The sequence below is a fragment of the Microbacterium sp. FW305-3-2-15-F-LB2 genome (assembly GCF_058787255.1).
Genome location: NZ_JBYSZO010000001.1, coordinates 1,820,701 through 1,841,818 on the forward strand (window position 1 = coordinate 1,820,701; position 21,118 = coordinate 1,841,818).

22 protein-coding genes and 2 tRNA genes are annotated in these 21,118 nt (G+C 68.8%); 10 read left to right on the forward strand and 14 right to left on the reverse strand.

Annotation, left to right across the window (positions count from 1 at the left end):
* Positions 1-250: 250 nt before the first annotated feature.
* The 3 genes from AC3WLZ_RS08825 (at position 251) to AC3WLZ_RS08835 (ending at position 4,764) form a co-directional block, all read left to right on the forward strand.
* Positions 251-1,555, forward strand: coding sequence for an MFS transporter (locus tag AC3WLZ_RS08825; RefSeq protein WP_412924609.1), 1,305 nt, complete (start codon positions 251-253; stop codon positions 1,553-1,555).
* 393 nt (positions 1,556-1,948) lie between these two features.
* A complete protein-coding gene (gene valS, locus AC3WLZ_RS08830; protein ID WP_492469777.1) occupies positions 1,949-4,516 on the forward strand; it encodes a valine--tRNA ligase in 2,568 nt (855 codons plus the stop codon).
* A complete protein-coding gene (locus AC3WLZ_RS08835; RefSeq protein WP_412924611.1) occupies positions 4,516-4,764 on the forward strand; it encodes a hypothetical protein in 249 nt (82 codons plus the stop codon). Before valS ends, AC3WLZ_RS08835 begins: the two co-directional genes overlap by 1 nt.
* Before the next feature lie 4 nt (positions 4,765-4,768).
* On the opposite strand, the gene AC3WLZ_RS08840 is transcribed toward AC3WLZ_RS08835, so the two are convergent.
* Together AC3WLZ_RS08840 and AC3WLZ_RS08845 are read right to left on the reverse strand one after the other, a co-directional pair.
* Positions 4,769-4,984 (reverse strand): hypothetical protein, encoded by a 216-nt coding sequence (locus AC3WLZ_RS08840; RefSeq protein WP_492469778.1) that lies wholly within the window; start codon positions 4,982-4,984, stop codon positions 4,769-4,771.
* Positions 4,981-5,574 carry a helix-turn-helix domain-containing protein gene (locus AC3WLZ_RS08845; RefSeq protein ID WP_492469779.1) on the reverse strand — a complete coding sequence of 198 codons (594 nt, stop codon included), beginning with the start codon at positions 5,572-5,574 and terminating at the stop codon, positions 4,981-4,983. Before AC3WLZ_RS08845 ends, AC3WLZ_RS08840 begins: the two co-directional genes overlap by 4 nt.
* A gap of 78 nt (positions 5,575-5,652) precedes the next feature.
* On the opposite strand from AC3WLZ_RS08845, the gene AC3WLZ_RS08850 reads away from it, so the two are divergent.
* The 4 genes from AC3WLZ_RS08850 to AC3WLZ_RS08865 all read left to right on the forward strand — a co-directional run bounded on the left by AC3WLZ_RS08850 (position 5,653) and on the right by AC3WLZ_RS08865 (position 9,225).
* The gene (locus tag AC3WLZ_RS08850) at positions 5,653-7,704 is read left to right on the forward strand and encodes a M3 family metallopeptidase (protein WP_492469780.1); all 2,052 of its coding nucleotides are present in this window, start codon (positions 5,653-5,655) and stop codon (positions 7,702-7,704) included.
* A gap of 31 nt (positions 7,705-7,735) precedes the next feature.
* A complete protein-coding gene (locus AC3WLZ_RS08855; RefSeq protein WP_492469781.1) occupies positions 7,736-8,179 on the forward strand; it encodes a helix-turn-helix transcriptional regulator in 444 nt (147 codons plus the stop codon).
* Positions 8,180-8,184: 5 nt separating this feature from the next.
* A complete protein-coding gene (locus AC3WLZ_RS08860) occupies positions 8,185-8,595 on the forward strand; it encodes a VOC family protein (protein WP_492469782.1) in 411 nt (136 codons plus the stop codon).
* 255 nt (positions 8,596-8,850) lie between these two features.
* On the forward strand, positions 8,851-9,225 hold the full coding sequence (locus AC3WLZ_RS08865) for a VOC family protein (RefSeq protein WP_492469783.1): 375 nt from the start codon (positions 8,851-8,853) through the stop codon (positions 9,223-9,225).
* Between the two features lie 56 nt (positions 9,226-9,281).
* On the opposite strand, the gene clpX is transcribed toward AC3WLZ_RS08865, so the two are convergent.
* From clpX to AC3WLZ_RS08895, 6 genes are all read right to left on the reverse strand, one after another.
* Positions 9,282-10,550 carry an ATP-dependent Clp protease ATP-binding subunit ClpX gene (clpX, locus tag AC3WLZ_RS08870; RefSeq protein ID WP_412924615.1) on the reverse strand — a complete coding sequence of 423 codons (1,269 nt, stop codon included), beginning with the start codon at positions 10,548-10,550 and terminating at the stop codon, positions 9,282-9,284.
* Between the two features lie 269 nt (positions 10,551-10,819).
* On the reverse strand, positions 10,820-11,482 hold the full coding sequence (locus tag AC3WLZ_RS08875) for an ATP-dependent Clp protease proteolytic subunit (protein WP_412924616.1): 663 nt from the start codon (positions 11,480-11,482) through the stop codon (positions 10,820-10,822).
* A 29-nt stretch (positions 11,483-11,511) separates the two neighbouring features.
* The gene (locus tag AC3WLZ_RS08880; protein WP_412924617.1) at positions 11,512-12,096 is read right to left on the reverse strand and encodes an ATP-dependent Clp protease proteolytic subunit; all 585 of its coding nucleotides are present in this window, start codon (positions 12,094-12,096) and stop codon (positions 11,512-11,514) included.
* 78 nt (positions 12,097-12,174) lie between these two features.
* Positions 12,175-12,663 carry a tetratricopeptide repeat protein gene (locus tag AC3WLZ_RS08885; protein WP_492469784.1) on the reverse strand — a complete coding sequence of 163 codons (489 nt, stop codon included), beginning with the start codon at positions 12,661-12,663 and terminating at the stop codon, positions 12,175-12,177.
* A 115-nt stretch (positions 12,664-12,778) separates the two neighbouring features.
* Positions 12,779-14,236 carry a trigger factor gene (gene tig, locus AC3WLZ_RS08890; protein ID WP_492469785.1) on the reverse strand — a complete coding sequence of 486 codons (1,458 nt, stop codon included), beginning with the start codon at positions 14,234-14,236 and terminating at the stop codon, positions 12,779-12,781.
* A gap of 73 nt (positions 14,237-14,309) precedes the next feature.
* A tRNA-Pro gene (locus tag AC3WLZ_RS08895) sits at positions 14,310-14,383 on the reverse strand.
* Between the two features lie 277 nt (positions 14,384-14,660).
* Here AC3WLZ_RS08895 and AC3WLZ_RS08900 point away from each other — a divergent pair.
* A tRNA-Gly gene (locus AC3WLZ_RS08900) sits at positions 14,661-14,734 on the forward strand.
* Positions 14,735-14,743: 9 nt separating this feature from the next.
* Here the strand turns inward: AC3WLZ_RS08900 and AC3WLZ_RS08905 are convergent.
* On the reverse strand, positions 14,744-15,118 hold the full coding sequence (locus AC3WLZ_RS08905) for an A1S_2505 family phage non-structural protein (RefSeq protein ID WP_492469786.1): 375 nt from the start codon (positions 15,116-15,118) through the stop codon (positions 14,744-14,746).
* A gap of 63 nt (positions 15,119-15,181) precedes the next feature.
* Between AC3WLZ_RS08905 and AC3WLZ_RS08910 the strand changes: the two genes are divergently transcribed.
* Positions 15,182-16,132 carry an arsenic resistance protein gene (locus tag AC3WLZ_RS08910; RefSeq protein WP_492469787.1) on the forward strand — a complete coding sequence of 317 codons (951 nt, stop codon included), beginning with the start codon at positions 15,182-15,184 and terminating at the stop codon, positions 16,130-16,132.
* 1 nt (position 16,133) lies between these two features.
* On the opposite strand, the gene AC3WLZ_RS08915 is transcribed toward AC3WLZ_RS08910, so the two are convergent.
* Positions 16,134-16,670, reverse strand: a complete 537-nt coding sequence (locus tag AC3WLZ_RS08915) for a gamma carbonic anhydrase family protein (RefSeq protein ID WP_492469788.1) — start codon at positions 16,668-16,670, stop codon at positions 16,134-16,136.
* A 139-nt stretch (positions 16,671-16,809) separates the two neighbouring features.
* Here AC3WLZ_RS08915 and AC3WLZ_RS08920 point away from each other — a divergent pair, with 139 nt between their 5' ends.
* Positions 16,810-17,295, forward strand: coding sequence for a Dps family protein (locus AC3WLZ_RS08920; RefSeq protein WP_412924623.1), 486 nt, complete (start codon positions 16,810-16,812; stop codon positions 17,293-17,295).
* A 140-nt stretch (positions 17,296-17,435) separates the two neighbouring features.
* Here AC3WLZ_RS08920 and AC3WLZ_RS08925 read toward each other — a convergent pair whose 3' ends face one another.
* The 4 genes from AC3WLZ_RS08925 to AC3WLZ_RS08940 are packed head-to-tail and all read right to left on the reverse strand — an operon-like array spanning position 17,436 to position 21,108.
* Entirely contained in the window at positions 17,436-18,935 is a 1,500-nt protein-coding gene (locus tag AC3WLZ_RS08925; RefSeq protein WP_492469789.1) for an amidohydrolase, read from the reverse strand.
* The gene (locus tag AC3WLZ_RS08930; protein ID WP_492469790.1) at positions 18,932-19,558 is read right to left on the reverse strand and encodes an FMN-binding negative transcriptional regulator; all 627 of its coding nucleotides are present in this window, start codon (positions 19,556-19,558) and stop codon (positions 18,932-18,934) included. Before AC3WLZ_RS08930 ends, AC3WLZ_RS08925 begins: the two co-directional genes overlap by 4 nt.
* An 18-nt stretch (positions 19,559-19,576) precedes the next feature.
* Positions 19,577-20,566 (reverse strand): Fpg/Nei family DNA glycosylase, encoded by a 990-nt coding sequence (locus AC3WLZ_RS08935; protein ID WP_492469791.1) that lies wholly within the window; start codon positions 20,564-20,566, stop codon positions 19,577-19,579.
* Entirely contained in the window at positions 20,566-21,108 is a 543-nt protein-coding gene (locus AC3WLZ_RS08940; RefSeq protein ID WP_412924627.1) for a ribose-5-phosphate isomerase, read from the reverse strand. Before AC3WLZ_RS08940 ends, AC3WLZ_RS08935 begins: the two co-directional genes overlap by 1 nt.
* Between the last annotated feature and the right edge of the window lie 10 nt (positions 21,109-21,118).

Genomic DNA, 21,118 nt, shown 5'->3' on the forward strand with positions numbered 1-21,118 from the left:
CCGCATTGCGCCCACCGGGGTGGGCGCCGCTCTCACTGCGGCTGTGACGGGCCTGACCCGCTCGGTTCTACTGGGGGCGGTGACCCCGTTCTTCCGAGAGCTCCCCGGTGATAGCCGGATCGGTGCTGATACACCCATTCTACGCCGACGCGCTCGGGTCGGCGGGCTCGTCTCCGACAAACCAGGGTCCGGGCGCGGGAATGCCGGAGCGAACGCGGGAGTTTCTGGACTCGTGCCAAGATCTAACCCCGTGACCTCTGCTCCCCCCGTCCCCCGACCGACCTCCTCCGCACCCGCACGCCGCGTCGCGTGGGCGTCGATGATCGGCACCTCGCTCGAATCCTTCGACTTCTACGTCTACGCCTACTTCGCCGCGTTCTTCGTGGGACCGCTCTTCTTCGATCCGCTCGGCGGCATCGGCGCGACCTTCGCCGCGTTCTCGACGATCGCGCTCGCCTTCGTCGTGCGGCCGATCGGTGCCATCATCTTCGGTCACATGGGCGACCGGCTCGGCCGTCGCACCACGCTCCTGTGGACCGTGGGCATCATGGGCGTCGCGACGGGCCTCATCGGCGTTCTACCGACGTACGCCCAGGCCGGCTGGTTCGGGGCCGTGCTGCTGCTGGTGCTGCGTATCGCGCAGGGCCTTTCGCTGGGCGGAGAGTGGGGTGGCTCGATCCTTCTCGCGACCGAGCACTCCAGCCCGGTGAAGCGCGCGTTCTACGCCGCGATCCCGCAGCTGGGCTCGCCGGTCGGATCGATCCTCTCCGCGGTCGTGTTCATCGTGATGACCTTCGCACTCCCGGCCGATCAGCTCGCCGCCTGGGGCTGGCGCATCCCGTTCCTGCTCGCCCTCCCCCTGCTGCTGGTCTCGCTCTACCTCCGCTGGTCGATCGACGAGACGCCCGTGTTCGAGAACGTCGTGGCGACCGGTCGCCGCGACCGCGTCCCGTTCCTCGCGATGTTCCGCGCGCAGCCGACCGTGGTCGTCGTGGCCATCGGAGCGGCGCTGCTCGGCATCGGTTCCTACTCCCTGATGAACACCTACACGATCAACTACGGCGTCGAACGCCTCGGCTTCAGCTTCCAGGACCTGCTCGTCGCCACGACGATCGGTGCGCTCCTCCAGCTGGTCACGATCCCGCTGTTCGGCGCGTGGGCCAACCGCATCGGCTCGGCCAAGGTGGTGGCGTGGGGCGCGCTCGGCACGCTCCTCATCACGTTCCCGATGTACTTCCTGCTGCAGTTCGCGACCTTCCCGATCCTCGTCGCCACGATGATCGTCGGCGGCATCCTGCCGACCATGTCGTGGGCGGCCCTGGGCGGTCTCATGAACGACCTCTTCCCCGCCCACTTCCGTTACTCCGCGCTCTCGATCGCGTACGCCGTCGCGGCGACGATCTCCGGGTTCATCCCCCTCGCCACCGTCGCGCTCGGAAACGCCACGGGCTTCGCGTGGTGGCATCCCGGGGTCGTCCTCGCGATCCTCTCGGCCGTCACTCTCGTGGCGGCCTGGATCGCCGTGCGGCGCCGCCCGGTGGCCGAGACGGTCTGAGCGGTCGCCGCCCACTCGCCGCCGCGCGCCGTCGTGCGGTCTTCGGCGGAGGTTCAGTGGGCTGAGCGGTTGCGGGGCGCGGCGGTCGCTCAGTGATTCGCGCAATCTCAGTCGGCATCCGGGATTCGGGCTGAGGTTGTGCGGATCGCTGAGGTTCTGAGGGGCGCCGAGGGTGTGAGGGCTCTGTGGCTGATCGAGTGCGAATCACCGAGCTTCTGCATCGCCGCACCCGCAGCGTGCCTCCGTCACCCCCGCATCCGCAGCCCGCAGCCCGCAGCCCGCAGCAGCGCCGTCGCGTGCCGCGAGGGCCGGCTGACCTCCCGGTAGACTCGATCGGCATCCCACAGTCAGGCACGCACACACGGTGCCGCACATATCGCTCGAGGAGTACCCATGTCGCAGATCCCGGACAAGCCCGCCCTGGAGGGCCTCGAGCAGAAGTGGGATGCCGCGTGGACCGAACGCGGCACGTACGTCTTCGACCGGGCCCGTGCGGCCGAGGTGGGCCGCGCCGGTGTCTTCTCCGTCGACACCCCTCCCCCGACGGCATCCGGAAGCCTCCACATCGGGCACGTCTTCAGCTACACGCACACCGACGTCAAGGTGCGGTTCGAGCGCATGCGGGGCAAGACGGTGTTCTACCCCATCGGCTGGGATGACAACGGCTTGCCCACTGAGCGTCGCGTCCAGAACTACTACGGCGTTCGCTGCGACCCCTCGCTGCCGTACGACCCCGACTTCACGCCCCCGATCGCGGGTGGCGACAACAAGAGCAGCAAGGCAGCCGATCAGGTTCCCATCAGCCGCCGCAACTTCATCGAGCTGTGCGAGCTGCTGACCGTCGAGGACGAGAAGGCGTTCGAGGCGCTGTGGCGCGACCTCGGACTCAGCGTCGACTGGGGCCAGACGTACCGCACGATCTCGGACGACGCGATGCGCACCAGCCAGCTGGCGTTCCTGCGCAACGTCGAGCGCGGCGAGGCGTATCAGGCCCTCGCCCCCACGCTGTGGGACGTCGACTTCCGCTCGGCGATCGCGCAGGCCGAGCTCGAAGACCGCGAGCAGCCCGCCGCGTACCACCGTCTGGGCTTCCACAAGACGGACGGCTCCGGCGACGTGTTCATCGAGACCACCCGCCCCGAGCTGCTTGCCGCGTGCGTGGCGCTGGTGGCCAACCCCGCCGACGAGCGGTATCAGCCCCTCTTCGGCTCGACCGTGCGGACGCCGCTCTTCGACGTCGAGGTGCCGGTGCTCGCCCACCCGCTCGCGCAGCAGGACAAGGGCTCGGGCATCGCCATGATCTGTACGTTCGGCGACGTCACCGACATCATCTGGTGGCGTGAGCTCGACCTCCCCAACCGCACGATCATCGGCAAGGACGGCCGTATCGTCGCCGAGGCCCCGGATGTCATCGTGACGGATGCCGCGAAGGCGGCGTACGCCGAGCTCGCGGGCAAGACCGTGTTCAGCGCCAAGAAGCGCATCGTCGAACTCCTCCAGGAGTCGGGCGAGATGGAGGGCGACCCGAAGCCCTTCACGCACCCGGTGAAGTTCTTCGAGAAGGGCGACCGCCCCCTCGAGATCGTGTCGACGCGCCAGTGGTACATCCGCAACGGCGCGCGCGACGCCGAGCTGCGCGAGCGTCTCATCGCCCTCGGGCGGGAGATGTCGTGGCATCCCGACTTCATGCGCGTGCGCTTCGAGAACTGGACCAACGGGCTCACCGGCGACTGGCTCGTGTCGCGCCAGCGGTTCTTCGGCGTGCCGATTCCGGTCTGGTACGGCCTCGACGAGAACGGGGAGCGCGACTACTCCCGCGTGCTGACACCGGACCTCGCGGCGCTTCCGGTCGACCCCACGACGGACGTGCCCCCGGGCTACACCGAGGATCAGCGCGGCGTCGCGGGCGGCTTCGACGCCGAGCGCGACATCCTCGACACGTGGGCGACGTCGTCTCTCACGCCGCAGCTGGCCGGTGGCTGGCAGCGCGACGAGGAGCTGTGGAACCTCGTCGCCCCGTTCGATCTACGTCCGCAGGGGCAGGACATCATCCGCACGTGGCTGTTCTCGACGATGCTGCGCAGCGCTCTCGAAGACGGCCGGGTGCCGTGGACGGATGCCGCCATCTCGGGCTTCATCGTCGACCCCGACCGCAAGAAGATGTCGAAGTCCAAGGGCAACGTCGTCACACCGGCCGACGTGCTGCAGCAGCACGGCTCCGACGCCGTGCGGTACTGGGCGGCGTCCAGCCGCCTCGGCACCGACGCGGCCTTCGACCCGCAGAACCCGACGCAGATCAAGATCGGTCGGCGCCTGGCGATCAAGCTGTTGAACGCGGCGAAGTTCGTGCTGTCGTTCCCGGTGCCCGAGGGGGCCGAGGTCACCCACGCGCTGGATGCCTCGATGCTCGCCACCCTCGACCGGGTGGTCGCCGACGCGACGGCGGCGCTGGAGTCGTACGACCACGCCCGCGCCCTGGAGATCACCGAGTCGTTCTTCTGGACCTTCTGCGACGACTACCTCGAGCTCGTCAAGGAGCGCGCCTACGATCGCTCCGACGTCGGTCAGGCGTCGGCCGCTCTTGCGCTGCGCACGGCCCTGTCGACGCTCGTCCGCCTCTTCGCTCCGGTGTTGTCGTTCGCCACCGAAGAGACCTGGTCGTGGTTCGAGGACGGATCGGTGCACACCGCCGCGTGGCCCGAGCCACTCGGCATCGAGGGCGACGCCGTCGTGCTGACCGCCGTGGGCGAGGCGCTCATCGGCATCCGCCGTGCGAAGACCGAGGTGAAGGCCTCGCAGAAGACGCCGGTCCTCTCCCTCACGATCCACAGCCCGCACGTCGCCGCATTGCGCCTGGCCGAGGGCGATCTCCGCGCCGTGGGCCGGATCGAGACGATCACCTTCGTCGAGGCCGACACCACCACCGTCACCGACATCGTGTTCGCACCGCAGGAGGACTGATGCAACTCGGAACCCGCTGGACCGCCCGCGAGCAGCCCCCGGCCGCCGTGCCCGCCGTTCTCCACGCGCAGATCGCGGCCGTCGAGGCGGCGCTGAACCCCGATGGACTCAGCGCCCCCGCTCCGCGATGGACGCTGACCTTCCTCGAGGGTCGGCCGGTCGCCGAGCTCGACACCGGCGTGATCGTCTCGCAGGATGCCTCGGGCGAGGTCACCGTGCGCTACGACACCGACGACGAGTTCGCCTGAGGTCTCAGCGGGGCGTGAGGTAGCGCCACACGTCGTCGCTCATCTCCCGCGATGCCCGCCGTGCCGTTCTCAGCGCAGGCTCCGCCTCGGCTCGGACGGCACGGTGGCGCATGCGCTCCTCGGCAAACCTCGACATCGCGTGGGCCAGCGCGAGCAGTGCCGCTTCTGCGCGTGTCGGGCGGACCGGTTGCGCGACGGCAGACGTCATGGTGGCGCTCATGCGCTGCCCTTCTCGATCGGAAGGGGGAAGACGTCCGCGCGCATCGTGACGGCGCGCACGTCGTCTCCCGTCTGGTTCCGGTAGCGTTTCACGGTCTCGTCGATGAGTGCCTGCACACGGGCGATGAGCTCGGCGGACTGTGCAGGCGTGAGCCTCGCCGTCGCGGTCGTGATGACCGACGCTTCACGCCACTCCTCCGGTTCGTCCCAGCCGTGCGCCACGAAGTGCATGAGCTGCTGATGCCGCAGGGCGAGCGTCTCGGATTGCACGACCTCCATGACCGCGCGCCCGGACGGCGTGTTCTGCATCTCGGGATTGGTCAGCGTCACGCTCCCCGCGGGCCGCTCCCACCATCTTTCGCGCGCGGTCCCGCGACCCGCGACCTCACGGATGAGATCGTGGCGCGCCAGCGCACGAAGGTGGTAGCTCGTCGCCCCGGTCGACTCCCCCGTGAGCTCGGCGAGACTGCTCGCCGTCTGAGGACCGTACTGGCTGAGGATGTCGAAGAGTCGGACGCGGAGGGGATGCGCCAGCGCGCGGAGCGCCCCGGCATCCAGGACCCGCCCTTCCTGCGTTCGTTCTTCCATCATGTTGCAAAGATACCTTTGCAGACAGTTGTTTGCAACGTTCTCTCTGCATCCACGTCCGAGAGCACTTAGGCTGGAACGATGACGGATGCCGTGACCAATCCCCTCCTCGCTCCGACGCCGCTCCCCTACGATCTGCCGCCGTACGGCAGCATCCGGGTCGAGCATTACCTTCCGGCCTTCCATGCCGCGTTCGCGGCGCAGCGGGCCGAGGTCGACGCGATCACCTCGCAGACCGACGCGCCGGGGTTCGAGAACACGCTGGTGGCCCTCGAGCGCAGCGGCGCCCTGCTCGACCGGGTCGCCCGCACCTTCTACACCGTCGCGTCCGCCGACGGAACGGCTGAGGTGCAGGCCGTCGAGGAGGAGCTGGCGCCCCTCATGTCCGCACACGGCGACGCGATCCAGCTCGACGCGGCGCTCTTCGCGCGCGTGACGGCCGTGCACGACGCGCTCGACACCCTCGACCTGGATGCCGAGAGCCGGTACCTCGTGGAACGGCGCCACCGCGAGATGTCCCTCGCGGGTGCGGGCCTCGACGACTCCCAGAAGCAGCGCCTGACCGATCTCAACCAGCGTCTCTCGACCCTCACCACGACGTTCGAGAAGAACCTCCTTGCCGACACCAACGACCTGGCCGTCGTGTTCGACGACGCCACAGAGCTGGACGGGCTGAGCGACGGCGAGCTTTCGGCGGCCGCGCAGGCCGCGACCGAGCGCGGACTCGAAGGCCGCTACGTCGTCACCCTCACGCTGTACACGGGCCACCCGTACCTCGCTTCGATCACGAACCGCGAGAGCCGTCGCCGCCTCCTGGAGGCGTCCCGCGCTCGCGGCACCCGCGGCAACGCCCACGACAATCGTGCGACGCTGCGGGAGATCGTCCGCTTGCGGGCCGAGCGCGCGGCGCTCCTCGGCTATCCGTCGCATGCGGCCGCGGTCCTCGCGGATCAGACCGCCGGATCCCCGGACGCGGTGCACGACCTGCTGCGCCGGCTCGCGGTGCCCGCGGCGGCGAACGCCCGTGCCGAGCAGGAGGCGTTGCAGCGCATCGCCGATGGCGACGGCATCCGGATCGAGGCGCACGACTGGGCGTTCTACACCGAGAAGGTCCGTGCCGAGCAGTACGACCTCGATCGTGCCGCCCTGCGCCCGTGGTTCGAGGCCGAGCGCGTGCTGCGGGACGGGGTGTTCTCGGCCGCCGAGCAGCTGTACGGCATCCACATCGCCGAACGCCACGACCTGCAGGGATATCACCCCGACGTGCGTGTCTTCGAGGTTCACAACGCCGACGGCAGCGAGCTCGGGCTGTTCCTCCTCGACCTCTACACCCGTGATTCCAAGCGCGGCGGCGCGTGGATGAACTCGATCGTCACGCAATCGCGCCTTCGGGGCACGGCGCCGGTCGTCGTGAACAACCTCAACGTCAACAAGCCCGCGCCGGGCACGCCGACCCTCCTGACGCTCGACGAGGTCACGACGCTCTTCCACGAGTTCGGGCACGCCCTGCACGGTCTGTTCGCCACCGTCACCTACCCGCATTTCGCCGGCACGGCGGTGCACCGCGACTTCGTGGAGTTCCCCAGCCAGGTGAACGAGATGTGGATTTTCTGGCCCGAGATCCTCGCCCACTACGCGCGGCACCACGAGACGGGCGAGCCGCTGCCCGCGGACGTCGTCGAACGGCTCCACACCTCGGAGGCCTTCAACCAGGGCTTCGCCACGAGCGAGTACCTCGCGGCATCCTGGATCGACCAGGCCTGGCACGGGTTGTCGGTCGACGATGCGGCGCGGGACATCGACGTGTCCGCGTTCGAGGCGGCGGCTCTCGCCGACATCGGGCTCGACAACCCCGCGGTCCCGACCCGGTACGCCTCCACGTACTTCGCGCACGTCTTCTCGGGCGGATACAGCGCCGGGTACTACTCGTACATCTGGAGCGAGGTCCTCGACGCCGACACCGTCGAGTGGTTCCGCGAGAACGGCGGCCTGACACGCGAGAACGGCGACCGCTTCCGCCAGCGTCTCCTGGGTGTCGGCGGATCGGGCGATCCGCTCGCGGCCTACCGCGACTTCCGCGGCCGGGATGCCGAGATCCAGCCGCTGCTCGAACGTCGCGGCCTCATGGTCTGACAGCGCCGAGGCGTCTGGCACCATAGCGGGCATGCAGAGCATCACCGCGTCGCGGCTCGACGAGCTGGCCCGCCTCCGCCGGGTGCGCGATCGCATCGACCGCGAACACGCACGCCCCCTCGACGTCGAGGAGCTCGCCCGCGGCGTTCACATGTCGGCGGGCCATCTCAGCCGCACCTTCCGATCGGCCTTCGGTGAATCGCCTTACGCCTACCTCATGACCCGCCGCGTCGAGCGCGCGATGGCGCTCCTGCGCCGAGGGGATCTGACGGTCACCGAGGTCTGCTTCACCGTCGGCTTCTCTTCGCTCGGCACCTTCAGTACCCGGTTCACCGAGCTGGTCGGAATCGCTCCGAGCGTCTACCGCCGCTTGGCCTCGACACAGAACGCCGGGCCGCCCGCCTGCCGGGAGAAATTCGTCACTCGACCGGTCAGGAATCAAGAAGCGCCCCGCGGTACGCCACAGTTAGCGTGAGCGCCATGGACATCACGATTCATCAGACGTACCTGCCGCACACCGACCCGGAGGCCTCGCTGCGCTTCTACCGCGACCTCCTCGGATTCGAAGTGCGCGGAGACGTGGGGTACGAGAACATGCGCTGGCTCACGGTCGGGCCCGCCGGACAGGAGGACACAGCAATCGTGCTGCATCCACCGACGGCAAGCCCGGACCTCACCGTGGAGGAGAGCCGGGTGCTCCTCGAACTCATCGCCAAGGGCACGTATTTCGGCGTCAACCTGGCTACCCCCGACCTCGCAGCGACGTTCCAAGCCCTGGAGGCCGCGGGCGCGGAGGTTGTGCAGGAGCCCACAGAGCAGCCCTACGGCGTCTTCGACTGTGCGGTCCGAGACCCCGCGGGAAACATGGTCCGCATCCAGCAGCCCCGCTAGGTGCTCCGTCGTTCCCGAGGACGAAGCGGACGGGGCGGCATCCGATCGACCGTCGACCGATCGGCAGGGTCTTGCCAGCGAGCCGGCCGAGAGGCTCAGCACAGCCGAAAGGCCCGCGGCCACGGTAGCCTCGGGAACATGATGACCAGCCAGGCCCGTATCGGCCGCTCCCGGAACGGCGATCTGGTCGTGCGCTGATCCGCGCTCCTCCTTGTGTGAGTGACCCGAACTCACCCAGACAGCACAAGGAGAATCATGACCGCACACTTCAACCACACGATCATCGCTTCGATCGACGCCGCCGAGATGGCGGAGTTCTATCGTGACCTGATCGAAGCGGACGAGGCGCCCGCGTGGGGCCCGTTCGTCAACGTCCAGATCGGCGGCGGTGTCTTGCTGCAGTTCGCAGCCCCGCCGATGGAGTTCCCGCCGCAGCACTACGCGTATCTGCTCGATGACGCTCACTTCGACCGCGCCTACGGCAAGATCGTCGATCACGGCTTAGAGCATTGGGCAGACCCTCAGCGATCCCAGCCCGGACAGATCAATCACGAGCACGGTGGCCGAGGCGTCTATCTCCTCGATCCCTCCGGACACTATCTCGAGCTGATCACCCGGCCCTACCTCTGACCAACCCAGAGGGTGGGCATCGGGGCGAGGTGCGGTGTCCTCCCTCGCCGGCGACGTCAGGCGCTCTTGCGCTTCTGCGCCAACACCACCGTCGCGGGAACGCCGTCTTCGACGGACGCGCGAGTGATGACGACCTTCGCGACGTCGTCCGCAGACGGCACGTCGAACATGACCGGACCCAGCACGTCCTCCAGGATCGCCCGGAGCCCGCGGGCACCGGTCTTGCGGGCCACGGCGAGGTCGGCGATCGCGCGCAAGGCCTCTTCCTCGAACTCGAGCTGGACCCCGTCGATCTCGAACATGCGCTGGTACTGCTTCACCAGAGCGTTGCGCGGAGCCGTGAGGATCTCCATCAGGGCATCCTGATCGAGCGGCGAGACGGATGCCACGACCGGGAGGCGACCGATGAACTCGGGGATGAGGCCGAACTTGTGCAGGTCTTCCGGGAGCACCTCGCTGAAGAGGTCGGGCGCGTCCTCCTTGCGGTGGAGCGGAGCGCCGAAACCGACGCCGTGCTTGCCCACGCGCGCCGAGATGATCTCCTCCAGACCCGCGAAGGCGCCGGCCACGATGAACAGGACGTTCGTCGTGTCGATCTGGATGAACTCCTGGTGCGGGTGCTTGCGGCCGCCCTGCGGCGGAACCGACGCGACGGTGCCCTCGAGGATCTTGAGCAGGGCTTGCTGCACACCCTCGCCGGACACGTCGCGCGTGATCGAGGGATTTTCGGCCTTCCGCGCGATCTTGTCGACCTCGTCGATGTAGATGATCCCGGTCTCGGCACGCTTGACGTCGAAGTCGGCGGCCTGCAAGAGCTTCAGCAGGATGTTCTCGACGTCTTCGCCGACGTATCCGGCTTCCGTGAGGGCCGTGGCATCCGCCACCGCGAACGGCACGTTGAGACGCTTCGCGAGCGTCTGCGCCAGGTACGTCTTGCCGCATCCGGTCGGGCCGAGGAGCAGGATGTTGCTCTTGGCGATGTCGATCTCTTCGGCGCGCTGCTCGGCCGGCTGCAGGGTGCCGTGGGCGCGCACGCGCTTGTAGTGGTTGTAGACGGCGACGGCGAGGGCGCGCTTGGCGGGCTCCTGACCGACGACGTACTCCTCGAGGAAGCCGAAGATCTCACGCGGCTTCGGCAGATCGAAGTCGGCGACCTCGCCCGAGGACGATTCGGCCATGCGCTCTTCGATGATCTCGTTGCAGAGCTCGACGCACTCGTCGCAGATGTAGACGCCGGGACCGGCGATCAGCTGCTGCACCTGCTTCTGACTCTTGCCGCAGAAGGAGCATTTGAACAGATCGGCGCTTTCTCCGATACGTGCCATGCTCGTGCCTCCTCATCCCCGGCCACTCGCCCGAGTGACTTTGAGCCTAACCTCTGCTCGGGACATCCGAGGGCATTTGTGCGAGGTGCCGCGATTGTGATCGCCGAGGGCGGACACTGCCGCCGTCCCACGCGAGTCGCCCCGAATCGTCACCTCCGGCACATCTCGAGCGACGACTCCTGGTGGCTCACGCGCCGGAGGGGCCGAGTGCCCCACCGGGTACGACGATGCCCCGCCGGTGGTGTTCCGGCGGGGCATCGAGGGGGCGCTCAGGCGGTCAGAGCCGCCGGGACGCGCTTGCGAGTCGTCAGCACCTGGTCGACGATGCCGTACTCCATCGCCTCCTGGGCCGAGAGGATCTTGTCGCGGTCGATGTCCTTGTTGACCTTCGCGACGTCCTGGCCGGTGTGCCGCGCCATGGTCTCTTCGAGCCACGTGCGCATGCGCATGATCTCGGCGGCCTGGATCTCGATGTCGGACGCCTGTCCGTGACCCGACTCGCCGACGGCGGGCTGGTGGATCAGGATGCGGGCGTTCGGAAGAGCCAGACGCTTGCCGGGAGCACCGGCCGCGAGCAGCACCGACGCCGCCGAGGCGGCCTGACCGAGCACGACCGTCTGGATTTGCGGCGACACGTACTGCATCGTGTCGTAGATCGCGGTCATGGCCGTGAACGAGCCACCGGGCGAGTTGATGTACATGATGATGTCGCGGTCGGGGTCCTGCGACTCGAGCACGAGCAGCTGGGCCATGACGTCATCGGCCGAAGCGTCGTCGACCTGGACGCCCAGGAAGATGACTCGGTCCTCGAAGAGCTTGTTGTACGGGTCCTGACGCTTGTAGCCGTAGGCCGTCCGCTCCTCGAACTGGGGCAGGATGTAGCGGCTGTTCGGCATCTGCGCGGCGCCGCCGCCGAAGGTGGGAGTGTGCATTGCGGTGTCCTTTCCTCTCGCCCTCGGCCTCAGGCCGCGGTCCCGCCGCCACCGGCGACGTCGGTGGCGTGCTCACGCATGTGGTCGACGAAGCCGTACTCGAGCGCTTCCTGCGCCGTGAACCAGCGGTCGCGGTCGCCGTCGGCGTTGATCTGCTCGACGCTCTTGCCGGTCTGTGCCGCGGTGATCTCGGCGAGACGCTTCTTCATGTCGAGAATCAGCTGCGCCTGCGTCTGGATGTCGCTCGCGGTTCCGCCGAAGCCACCGTGCGGCTGGTGCAGCAGCACGCGGGCGTTCGGCGTGATGTAGCGCTTGCCCTTGGTGCCGCTGGTCAGGAGCAGCTGGCCCATCGACGCGGCCATGCCGATACCGACCGTGACGATGTCGTTCGGCACGAACTGCATCGTGTCGTAGATCGCCATGCCGGCCGTGATCGAGCCGCCGGGCGAGTTGATGTAGAGGTAGATGTCCTTCTGCGAGTCCTCTGCCGCGAGCAGCAGGATCTTGGCGCAGATCTCGTTGGCGTTCTCGTCACGCACCTCCGAACCGAGCCAGATGATGCGGTCCTTGAGCAGCCTGTCGAAGACGCTCGTTGCCATAAGGGGTTCGGGCATTTGTGCTCCTCTTCCGGTGATCTGCAACGAATCTACCGGCGGGATTCGGGGCGGGTCGCCGTGTTCGCCGCGGGCGGATCAGGCGTGTCCGTCCGCGATCTCGCGGGCGTATCCGGTCACGGAGCGGGTGTAGAGCGGAAGGTACGGGGCGAGCGTTTCCAGCGCGATGGATGCCGCCCGCTCGGCCTCCCCCGCCGACACGAGCGCGAGCGCGTAGAACGCCGCTGCGGCGTCGTGCAGAGGTCCGCGGGGCTGGCGCTCGTACTCGGCGCGCAGCAGGGCGAGCGCCTCGTCGATCTTGCCGAGATTGCGGATGGTGCTCGCCAGCTGGATCGTCGCGCGCGTCCGGCGCTCCTCGTCCAGGCCTCGGTCGAGGGCACGACGGTAGAGCACCTCGGCCTCGGCCTCGAGGCCGGCCGAGTCGCGGGCACCGGCCCGCTCGAACAGGGCGACGGGGTCGTCCTCGGGACGTTCGGTGGCCAGCGCGTCGATCCGCTCGACGACCTCGGTCTCGCTCAGGGTGTCGTCGCCCCACACGCCGTCGATGCGGTCCTGCCAGTCGTCCACGAGTGTTCTCCCCTGTGTCGGCGCGGCGCCTTCTTACCGCAGTCCTCGGCGGAAGAGGCGGTGACAAAAGCAGGGGGCGGATGCCGTGGCATCCACCCCCTGTCCTCGAACGCTGTTACTCGCTGTCGGCGGCCTTCTTCTTGGCCGGGGCGCGCTTCTTGGCGGGGGCCTTCTTGGGGGCCTCCTCGGCGGCGGCCTCTTCGGCCTCGACGACGGCGTCCGCGTCGGCTGCGGCGTCGGCGATCTCCTGCGCCTCCTCGACGACCTCGTCCTCGGCGTCGGTGGGCTCTTCGCCCTCGACGGCGACGAAGCCGGTCAGGTCGACGGGCTTGCCGTTCGTGTCGACGACGGTGACCTTGCCGAGCGCGATCGCGAGCGCCTTGTTCCGGGCGACCTCGCCGACCATCGCGGGGAGCTGGTTGCCCTGCTGCAGCGCGTTGACGAAGTCCTGCGGGGCCATGCCGTACTGGGCGGCCGACTGGATCAGGTACTGCGTCAGTTCGTCCTGCGAGACCTGGACATTGGCATCCTCGGCGATCTTGTCGAGGATCATCTGGGTGCGGAACTGCTTCTCGCTCGCCTCGGTGACCTCGGCGCGGTGCACGTCGTCCTCGAGGCGGTTCTCGCCCTCGAGGTGCGTGTGGACCTCGTCCTCGATGAGCTGCGGCGGCACCGGGATGTCGACGGCCTCGATGAGCGCCTCGACGAACTTGTCGCGCGCGGCGGCGCCCTGCGTGAAGACCGACTGCTCGGAGACGCGCTCGGCGAGCGAGGCGCGCAGCTCTTCGAGGGTGTCGAACTCGGATGCCATCTGCGCGAAGTCGTCGTCGGCGTCGGGGAGCTCGCGCTCCTTGACGGCCGTGATCGTGACCGAGACCTCGGCCTCTTCACCGGCGTGGTCGCCACCGACGAGCTTGGAGCGGAACGTGGTCTGCTCGTCAGCGGTCAGCGATTCAATGGCCTCGTCGATGCCCTCGAGCAGTTCGCCGGAGCCGACCTCGTACGACACGCCCTCGGCGCGGTCGATCTCGGCGCCGTCGATGGTGGCGACCAGGTCGAGCTCGACGAAGTCGCCCGTGGCGGCGGGACGGTCGACGGTGACGAGCGTGCCGAAGCGGGCGCGGAGTCGGTCGAGCTCGGCATCCACCGCGGCCTCATCGGCCTCGAGGGCGTCGACGGTCACGGTGATCGTGTCGTACGCGGGAAGGTCGAACTCGGGGCGGACGTCGACCTCGACGTCGACGATGAGGTCGCCCGAGTAGTCCTTGAGCTCGGGGAGCTCGACAATCTCGGCGCTGGGGCGGCCGATGACGCGCAGCTCCTGGTCTTCGACGGCCTGGCGGTAGAACCCGTCGAGACCCTCGTTGACGGCGTGCTCGATGACGGCGCCGCGACCGATGCGCTGGTCGATGATCGGCGCGGGCACCTTGCCCTTGCGGAAGCCGGGGATCTGCACGTCCTGAGCGATGTGCTCGTAGGCGTGGGCGATGCTCGGCTTGAGCTCTTCGGGCGAGACCGTGATGTGGAGCTTGACCCGGGTCGGGCTGAGCTTCTCGACGGTGCTGTTGACCATGCGGTGTGTTCTCCTCGTGTGGCCCGCGCGCACGCGGGGGCCGGCTAGGCCTGTGGTCTGTGGGGCCGTTGCGTCGGGGCGACAGGATTTGAACCTGCGGCCTCCCGCTCCCAAAGCGGGCGCTCTACCAAGCTGAGCTACGCCCCGGGGCGACGCGCATGACGCGTTCGACGAAACGACCCCTGAAAGTCTAGTCGATCGACGTGCGGGGGCCGGTGCGAGAGCCTCGCACATGTCGAGACTCCGGCTCGAGTCCCTTGATGGATGCCGCGCCCCGGTGCTCGAAAACAGGGGATGCCACGAGAACTGGCCGTTTCGAGCGAGGATCGCCCAATCCTCGGCGAATCCCCTGTCCTGGTGCCGCCCGTGTTCATGACACGGTCTGTCGTGAAGTAGAGTTGTGGACGCTGCGGTGCGCCGCCGCGGGGATGTAGCTCAATGGTAGAGCCTCAGTCTTCCAAACTGATGGTGCGGGTTCGATTCCCGTCATCCCCTCCATTTCGTCTTTCAGCTGAGCGCTGCGTTGTCCCCCAGTACCGCGTGGAACGACTCTGGGAGCACGACGTTCTCCCCCGCTCCGGCGAAGAACCCGGCCACCTGCTGCGGTCGGTATCCGGCGATGCCGCAGCCCACCTCCGTGACGAGGAACCGTAGCTCCGGATGCTCCGCCGCGAAAGCGACGAAACGTCTGGCCTGGTCCTCGAACACCGCCAGCCCCGACATCGTGTCGATCCCGTACGACTGGCCCTGCAGCCCCTCGGACTGACCCCACACGGCACCGAAGCGGTCGAGAGCGAACCGCGCCGCGCCGCCGCCGTGAGCTCCCGAGGCGTTGGAGCCGAAGACGAAGACCTCACCGGGTTCGAGCGTCTCGATGTGCATGGCGCCACGCTACGCGCGGGCTGCCGACGGTGCAGGGGGTTGCCGGACCTTAGGCTCGCAGGAATGATCGCCTGGGCGAACCGCTGGCAGATACCCGTCTACATCGGGGCGATGCTCGTGGGCGCTGCTGCCGGTCTCCTCGCATCGGGAATAACGCCCGTGCTGGAGACGCTCGTCACCCCGTTCCTGATCCTGCTGCTGTTCGCGACGTTCCTCTCGGTTCCCTTCGCCTCGATCGGTCGCGCGGTCCGCGACCTGCGGTTCCTCGGCGCGGTGCTGGTCCTGAACTTCGTCCTCGTGCCCCTGTTGGTCTTCGGTCTGTCGCGGTTCGTCGCCCACGACCGGGCTCTGCTCGTGGGAGTCCTCCTGGTTCTCCTCACGCCGTGCATCGACTACGTCATCGTGTTCACCCGATTGGCAGGGGGTGAGGCATCCCGGTTGTTGGCCGTGTCCCCGGTGCTCATGCTCGCGCAGTGCGCGCTGCTGCCCGTCTTCCTCGGTCTGTTCGCCGGGAGCGAGGTCGTGGCCACGATCGACGTCGGCCCCTTCGTTCTGGCGTTCGTCGCGTTCATCGCGCTACCGCTCGGCCTCGCGGCGCTCATTCAACGGTCGGGCCGCCGGTTCGCCGCAGCCCGCGTCGTCGAACGAACGATGGATGCCGCCATGGTTCCACTCCTCGCCCTGACCCTCGCCGTGGTCGTCGGCGCGCAGATCGACAGGGTCCGCACCCACGCGGTCGCGCTGCTCGGCGTCGTGCCGATCTACGTCGCGTTCCTCGTCGTCGCGCCGGTGCTCGGCATCCTCGTCTCCCGACTGTTCCGGCAGGACGCCGGCTCGGCCCGCGCGGTCGTGTTCTCGGGGTCGACGCGCAACTCGCTCGTCGTCCTGCCGCTCGCTCTGGCCCTCCCCGAGCCGTTTGCCCTCGCCTCCGCCGCCGTCGTCACGCAGACGCTCGTCGAGCTCCTCGGGATGGTCGTCCTGGTGCGGGTGGTGCCGCGCGTTATCGTGCGGTGAGTCAGAGCTGAATCGCCGCGGCGTGCCGCTCCGAGTGCCCGAGGTACGTTTGCGCGTTGCGGAGGATGCCCTCCCGCTCCTCGGGCGTCAGCGCGCGTCGCACCTTCGCGGGGACGCCGGCGACGAGGGACCCCTCGGGGATCACCGTGCCCTCGAGGACGACTGCTCCCCCGGCGACGAGGCATCCGGGGCCGATGTCGGCGCCCGAGAGAACGACGCTTCCCATTCCGATGAGCGAACCATCGCCGATCGTGCAGCCGTGCACGACCGCGTTGTGCCCCACCGAGACATCGGCGCCGATCGTCACCGGGCGGCCACGGTCGACGTGGACCGAGACGTTGTCCTGCAGGTTGCTTCGCGGGCCCAGCACGATCGCCGCCGCGTCGCCGCGGACCACGGCGTTGTACCAGACGCTCGACCCCTCGCTCAGGGTCACCGCGCCGATGATGCGGGCACCGGATGCCACGAACGCCGTCTCGTGGAGCTCCGGCGTCGCGTCGGGAAGGGCGAGGACCGTGGCATCCGCTGAGATCTTCATGCGCCGAGACTATCGGTCGACTGAGGTGAGGATTGCCTTCCTACCAGGGATTTAGCCCAGCCTCATCTTGCTTGCGGAATGTTCTGGGGTGAGTAGCGTTGCTGTCATCACGACCTCGGTACGACCCTCAGGAGATCTCATGAGCACCGTTCAGACGCCCGCCGCCACCACCGTCGACTCGACCATGGCCTCCAGCACCGCCCAGTTCCTCTCGCCCGTCGTCCTCGGTCTCGAGGCCCTCGTCGTCAACGGCAAGCAGGCGCACTGGCACGTCCGCGGGTCGAACTTCATCGGCGTGCACGAGCTGCTCGACACGGTCGTCGCCCACGCGCAGGACTGGGCGGACCTCGCCGCGGAGCGCATCGTCGCCCTCGGACTGCCGATCGACTCGCGCCTCTCGACCGTCGCCGCCAAGGCCAAGGAGACCGCGGTCCCCGCCGGTTTCGCGCAGTCGGACGTCGTCATCCGCGCCGTGATCGCCGACATCGACGCCGTGCTCGTCGACATCCAGACCGCGATCGACGGTCTCGACGAGACCGACCTGTCGAGCCAGGATGTCGCGATCGAGATCAAGCGCGGCCTCGACAAGGACCGCTGGTTCCTCTTCGCGCACCTCGCGGCCTGAGTCTCTCTTCGAAAGGGGGCGACGCTTCGGCGTCGCCCCCTTCGCTTCGCATGAGGGGTCAATTTCGGTCGCTTGCGAGAGGTCCAGGCGACGAATCTTGACCCCTCACGCGAGTCTTGGAACCTCGCGCGGATCCGGGGTCAGGACGCGTGCGTCACGCGTCCGGCGAGCAGCGTTGTGCGAACCGACATCGCGCGCAGAGCACGCTCATCGGCCGTCCGCGGGTCGGCATCCACGAGCACCAGATCCGCGGGGGCACCCGGCGTGATCTCGGCCGGGGCCGTCGAGCCGCCGGCGGTGGATGCCGCGATCGCGGTGTCGATGTCGACCCGCTGGTACGGCTGCCACGCGTCGCGGCCATCGCGCGTGCGGAACACGGCTGAGGCGATCGCCGCCCACGGATCCAGTCCCGCCACGGGAGCGTCGGAGCCGAAGCGCAGGTTGGCGCCGCTGTCGGCCAGCGACCGCAACGGGTACGGCTGAGCCGACTGCTCGGCCCAGATCGCATCCGTCATATCGCGGTCGTCGAGCGCGTGCTCGGGCTGCACACTCGCCGCCACGCCGAGTCTCGCGAACCGTGGGATGTCGGCGTGGGCCACGAGCTGAGCGTGCTCGATGGTGCCGACCGCACCGGTACGGGCGTACGCGTCGAGGGCGTGGGCGTTCGCGACGTCGCCGATCGCATGGATCGCGCACTCCAGACCGGCCGCGGTTGCGCGTGTCATGAGGTCGACGAGGTCGTCGGGAGGGATGGTGAGCAGACCGTGGTTGTGGACCTCGCCCGGGTAGTGGTGGGCGCACGCGGCAGTCCGTGTCCCCAACGAGCCGTCGGTGATGGCTTTCAGCGGACCGACGCGCACGAGATCGCCCGTAGCCCCGCGGACGGGGTCGCCCGTGCGGAGCCCCTCGGCGATCGCACGGTCGAGATGCTGCGGATACGTGCCGTACGACACCCGGAGGGTGTCGAAGCCGCGCGCCAGGCGCCTCTGCCACGGCTCGTCGTTCCACGTCATGTCGAGGTCGACCAAGCCGACGAGCCCGCGAGCGGCGGCCGCGCGCGCCATCCGTTCGACGGCACGGTCGGCGAGGTCGGGGTCGACGGCGTTGATCCGTCGCGAGATCTCGAACGCGTCCTCTTCGCGCAGAACACCGGATGCCGGTGGCAGATAACCCTCGCGGCGGAAGGCCGCGGAGTTCATCCACACACTGTGCACGTCGGCGTTCACGAGGTACGTCGGGACCTCGCCGGTGGTGGCATCCAAAAGCGTGAGCGTCGGCTCATCGGGCCACAGGCCGTCACGGAAGCCGACGCCGACACGGCGACCTCCGTCACCGGCCGGCGACGACCCGATGATGGTGGCTGCCTCCCGCGCCGAGCCCGCGTCACCCAGAGGGACACGATCGGTGGTGAGCGCCCACTGCACGACGTGCACGTGGTGGTCCCACAACCCCGGAAGCAGCCAGCCTCCGTCGCCGTCGACGACGACTCCGCGCGGGCGAAGGTTGCCCGTCGGCGCGATGTCGAGGATGCGCCCGCCCGCGAGCACGAGATCGACGGGCTCGTCGGGGGTGGGGAGGAAGGCGCGGCCGGGCCCGGCGACACGCACCGCCCGAACGAAGCCCGCGGTCTCGCCGATCATGCGCGCGGGCGCGCATCGGCGGCGCGGCGCATCTCTGCGGCGAGGGCCGGGTTCGCAAACGGCCCCCCGCCAAGCCCTTCGATGATGGCGTCGACGACCTCGGCCGGGCGGTTCTGACTGAGCTTCCGCTTCGCCACCACGCGGGTCGGGGTGAGACGGAACCCGACGGTGCCCGCGGCGAGCCGGTCCACGAACGCGGGATCGTTCGGCGCACGGTACAGCCGACGACCCTCCGCGCCCTCGAAACGCTCCACCAGCCGGTCGAGCACCCGCAGGTTCTCGTCCGGTGTCAGCAGCTCCGGGATGCCACTGAGGTGGGCGGAGACGAAGTTCCACGTCGGCACCGCCGGCACATCGCCGTACCACCGGGGCGAGATGTAGCCGTGCGGCCCTTGCACGACGACGAGCAGCTCACGGTCACCGAGCCCGAGGATCGCGTCGTCGGGCTTTCCCACGTGTCCCACGATCGTGAGGTCGTCGCGGTCGTCGTCGAGGAGGACGGCGTAGTGGGACGCCACCAGGCCGTCGGCACCGGTCGAGACCAGCGTGACCCATGGGTGACCCTCGATGAGGCGTCGGATCTCGCCGACATCGGTCATCGCGAAACTCGGATTCTGCCGCACCGGATCAGCCTAGAGCGCTCAGGCCTGGCACTTCGGGCACCAGTACAGCTTGCGTCCCGCCGCTTCCTCGACGAGCACCGTCGTGCCGCAGACCCGGCAGGGCAGCCCGGCGCGGTGGTAGACCCAATGCCGGTCGTCGCGGTGCGCCATGGCTTGCCGGTAGGCCTCGGGGTCGAGGTCGTCCATCGTCATCATCTGCCCGGTCTCGACGCCGATCGCGAGCAGCCGCACCCAGTCGCGCCACATCTCACGGACCGTCTCCTCGGGCACCTCACGGCCGGGGGTGTGCGGGTTCTGGCGGGCGCGGAACAGGATCTCGGCCCGGTAGACGTTGCCGATCCCGCTGACCACGGCCTGATCCATCAGCAGCAGACCGATCGCGGTGGGCTTGCGCCGCACCGTCGCGACGAACCGCTCCTCCCCCTCGACGATGTCGTCGACGAGGGGATCGGGCCCGAGCTTCGCGATCGTCGCCGCAACCTCATCCGGAGTCTGGAGCTGGCACGCGGTGGGACCGCGGAGATCGGCGCACGTCGCCTGGGTCAGCAGACGCAGTCGCACCGCACCGACGACCGGCGGCGGCCACTCCGTCTGCTCCTCGAGGCCGGTCGTCTGCTCCGACATCCGGACGCGGGCACGCCGGGGAGCCCCGATCGAGGTGAGGGAGTTCTCGCCGGCGGCATCCAGGATCGGCTCATCCAGGACGGTGCCGCGCTGGTTGGTGTGGCCCATGCGGCCGTTCGCGGACGCGATGGTCGCGTCGATCGCCACGTCTCCGGCGAAGTCCCACGCGCCGTACATGCCGAGGTGTACGCGCAGCCACACGTCGGGGTCGAACCGCAGGAACATCTGCTTGCCGACGGCGCGGACCTCGACCGCCTCCCGGCCGTCGATGACGGACGCGCCCTCGGCGAACCGGCCCTGAGGACTGGATGCCGCGACCGTGCGCCCCACGATGTTGCGGTCGAACTGCCGAGCGATGCGGTGGACGGAATGCCCTTCGGGCATCAGCCTGCCTCGGGGTCGAACGAGTCGCTCGCGTCGAGCACGTCGGGCTTCGTCTCCGACTCGCGCGGATCGGGCAGCAGGATGCCGTCCTGCTCGTACGCGGCCAGCTGCGCGATGCGGCGGGCGTGGCGCTCTTCGCCCGAGAACGGGGTCTCGATGAACCGGTCGATGAACGACGCGGCCTCGTCGAACGTGTGCTGGCGGGCGCCGATGGCGATCACGTTCGCGTCGTTGTGCTGGCGCGCCAGCTCGGCGGTCGCGATGTTCCAGACGAGGGCGGCACGGACCCCGAGCACCTTGTTGGCCGCGATCTGCTCGCCGTTGCCCGAGCCGCCGAAGACGACGCCGAGCGTCTCGACGCCGTCGGCCTGATCGCGCACGACCGCCTGAGCGGCGCGGATGCAGAACGCCGGGTAGTCGTCGAGCGGGTCGTACTCGATGGGGCCGTGATCGACGACCTCGTGGCCCTGGGAGGCGAGGTGGTGCTGCAGCTGGGTGGAGAACTCGAGACCGGCGTGATCGGTGCCGATGTGAATGCGCATGGGCCCATCC

Bases quoted from the DNA above. Each gene is read 5' to 3' on its own strand.
- AC3WLZ_RS08910 (WP_492469787.1), top strand. From the start codon at position 15,182: ATGATCGCCTGGGCGAACCGCTGGCAGATACCCGTCTACATCGGGGCG.
- AC3WLZ_RS08940 (WP_412924627.1), bottom strand. From the start codon at position 21,108: ATGCGCATTCACATCGGCACCGATCACGCCGGTCTCGAGTTCTCCACC.
- AC3WLZ_RS08880 (WP_412924617.1), bottom strand. From the start codon at position 12,096: ATGCCCGAACCCCTTATGGCAACGAGCGTCTTCGACAGGCTGCTCAAG.
- AC3WLZ_RS08925 (WP_492469789.1), bottom strand. From the start codon at position 18,935: ATGATCGGCGAGACCGCGGGCTTCGTTCGGGCGGTGCGTGTCGCCGGG.
- AC3WLZ_RS08920 (WP_412924623.1), top strand. From the start codon at position 16,810: ATGAGCACCGTTCAGACGCCCGCCGCCACCACCGTCGACTCGACCATG.
- AC3WLZ_RS08935 (WP_492469791.1), bottom strand. From the start codon at position 20,566: ATGCCCGAAGGGCATTCCGTCCACCGCATCGCTCGGCAGTTCGACCGC.
- AC3WLZ_RS08850 (WP_492469780.1), top strand. From the start codon at position 5,653: ATGACGGATGCCGTGACCAATCCCCTCCTCGCTCCGACGCCGCTCCCC.
- AC3WLZ_RS08845 (WP_492469779.1), bottom strand. From the start codon at position 5,574: ATGATGGAAGAACGAACGCAGGAAGGGCGGGTCCTGGATGCCGGGGCG.
- tig (WP_492469785.1), bottom strand. From the start codon at position 14,236: ATGGTCAACAGCACCGTCGAGAAGCTCAGCCCGACCCGGGTCAAGCTC.
- AC3WLZ_RS08905 (WP_492469786.1), bottom strand. From the start codon at position 15,118: ATGCACATCGAGACGCTCGAACCCGGTGAGGTCTTCGTCTTCGGCTCC.
- AC3WLZ_RS08865 (WP_492469783.1), top strand. From the start codon at position 8,851: ATGACCGCACACTTCAACCACACGATCATCGCTTCGATCGACGCCGCC.
- AC3WLZ_RS08840 (WP_492469778.1), bottom strand. From the start codon at position 4,984: ATGAGCGCCACCATGACGTCTGCCGTCGCGCAACCGGTCCGCCCGACA.
- AC3WLZ_RS08855 (WP_492469781.1), top strand. From the start codon at position 7,736: ATGCAGAGCATCACCGCGTCGCGGCTCGACGAGCTGGCCCGCCTCCGC.
- AC3WLZ_RS08915 (WP_492469788.1), bottom strand. From the start codon at position 16,670: ATGAAGATCTCAGCGGATGCCACGGTCCTCGCCCTTCCCGACGCGACG.
- AC3WLZ_RS08860 (WP_492469782.1), top strand. From the start codon at position 8,185: ATGGACATCACGATTCATCAGACGTACCTGCCGCACACCGACCCGGAG.
- AC3WLZ_RS08875 (WP_412924616.1), bottom strand. From the start codon at position 11,482: ATGCACACTCCCACCTTCGGCGGCGGCGCCGCGCAGATGCCGAACAGC.
- AC3WLZ_RS08835 (WP_412924611.1), top strand. From the start codon at position 4,516: ATGCAACTCGGAACCCGCTGGACCGCCCGCGAGCAGCCCCCGGCCGCC.
- valS (WP_492469777.1), top strand. From the start codon at position 1,949: ATGTCGCAGATCCCGGACAAGCCCGCCCTGGAGGGCCTCGAGCAGAAG.
- clpX (WP_412924615.1), bottom strand. From the start codon at position 10,550: ATGGCACGTATCGGAGAAAGCGCCGATCTGTTCAAATGCTCCTTCTGC.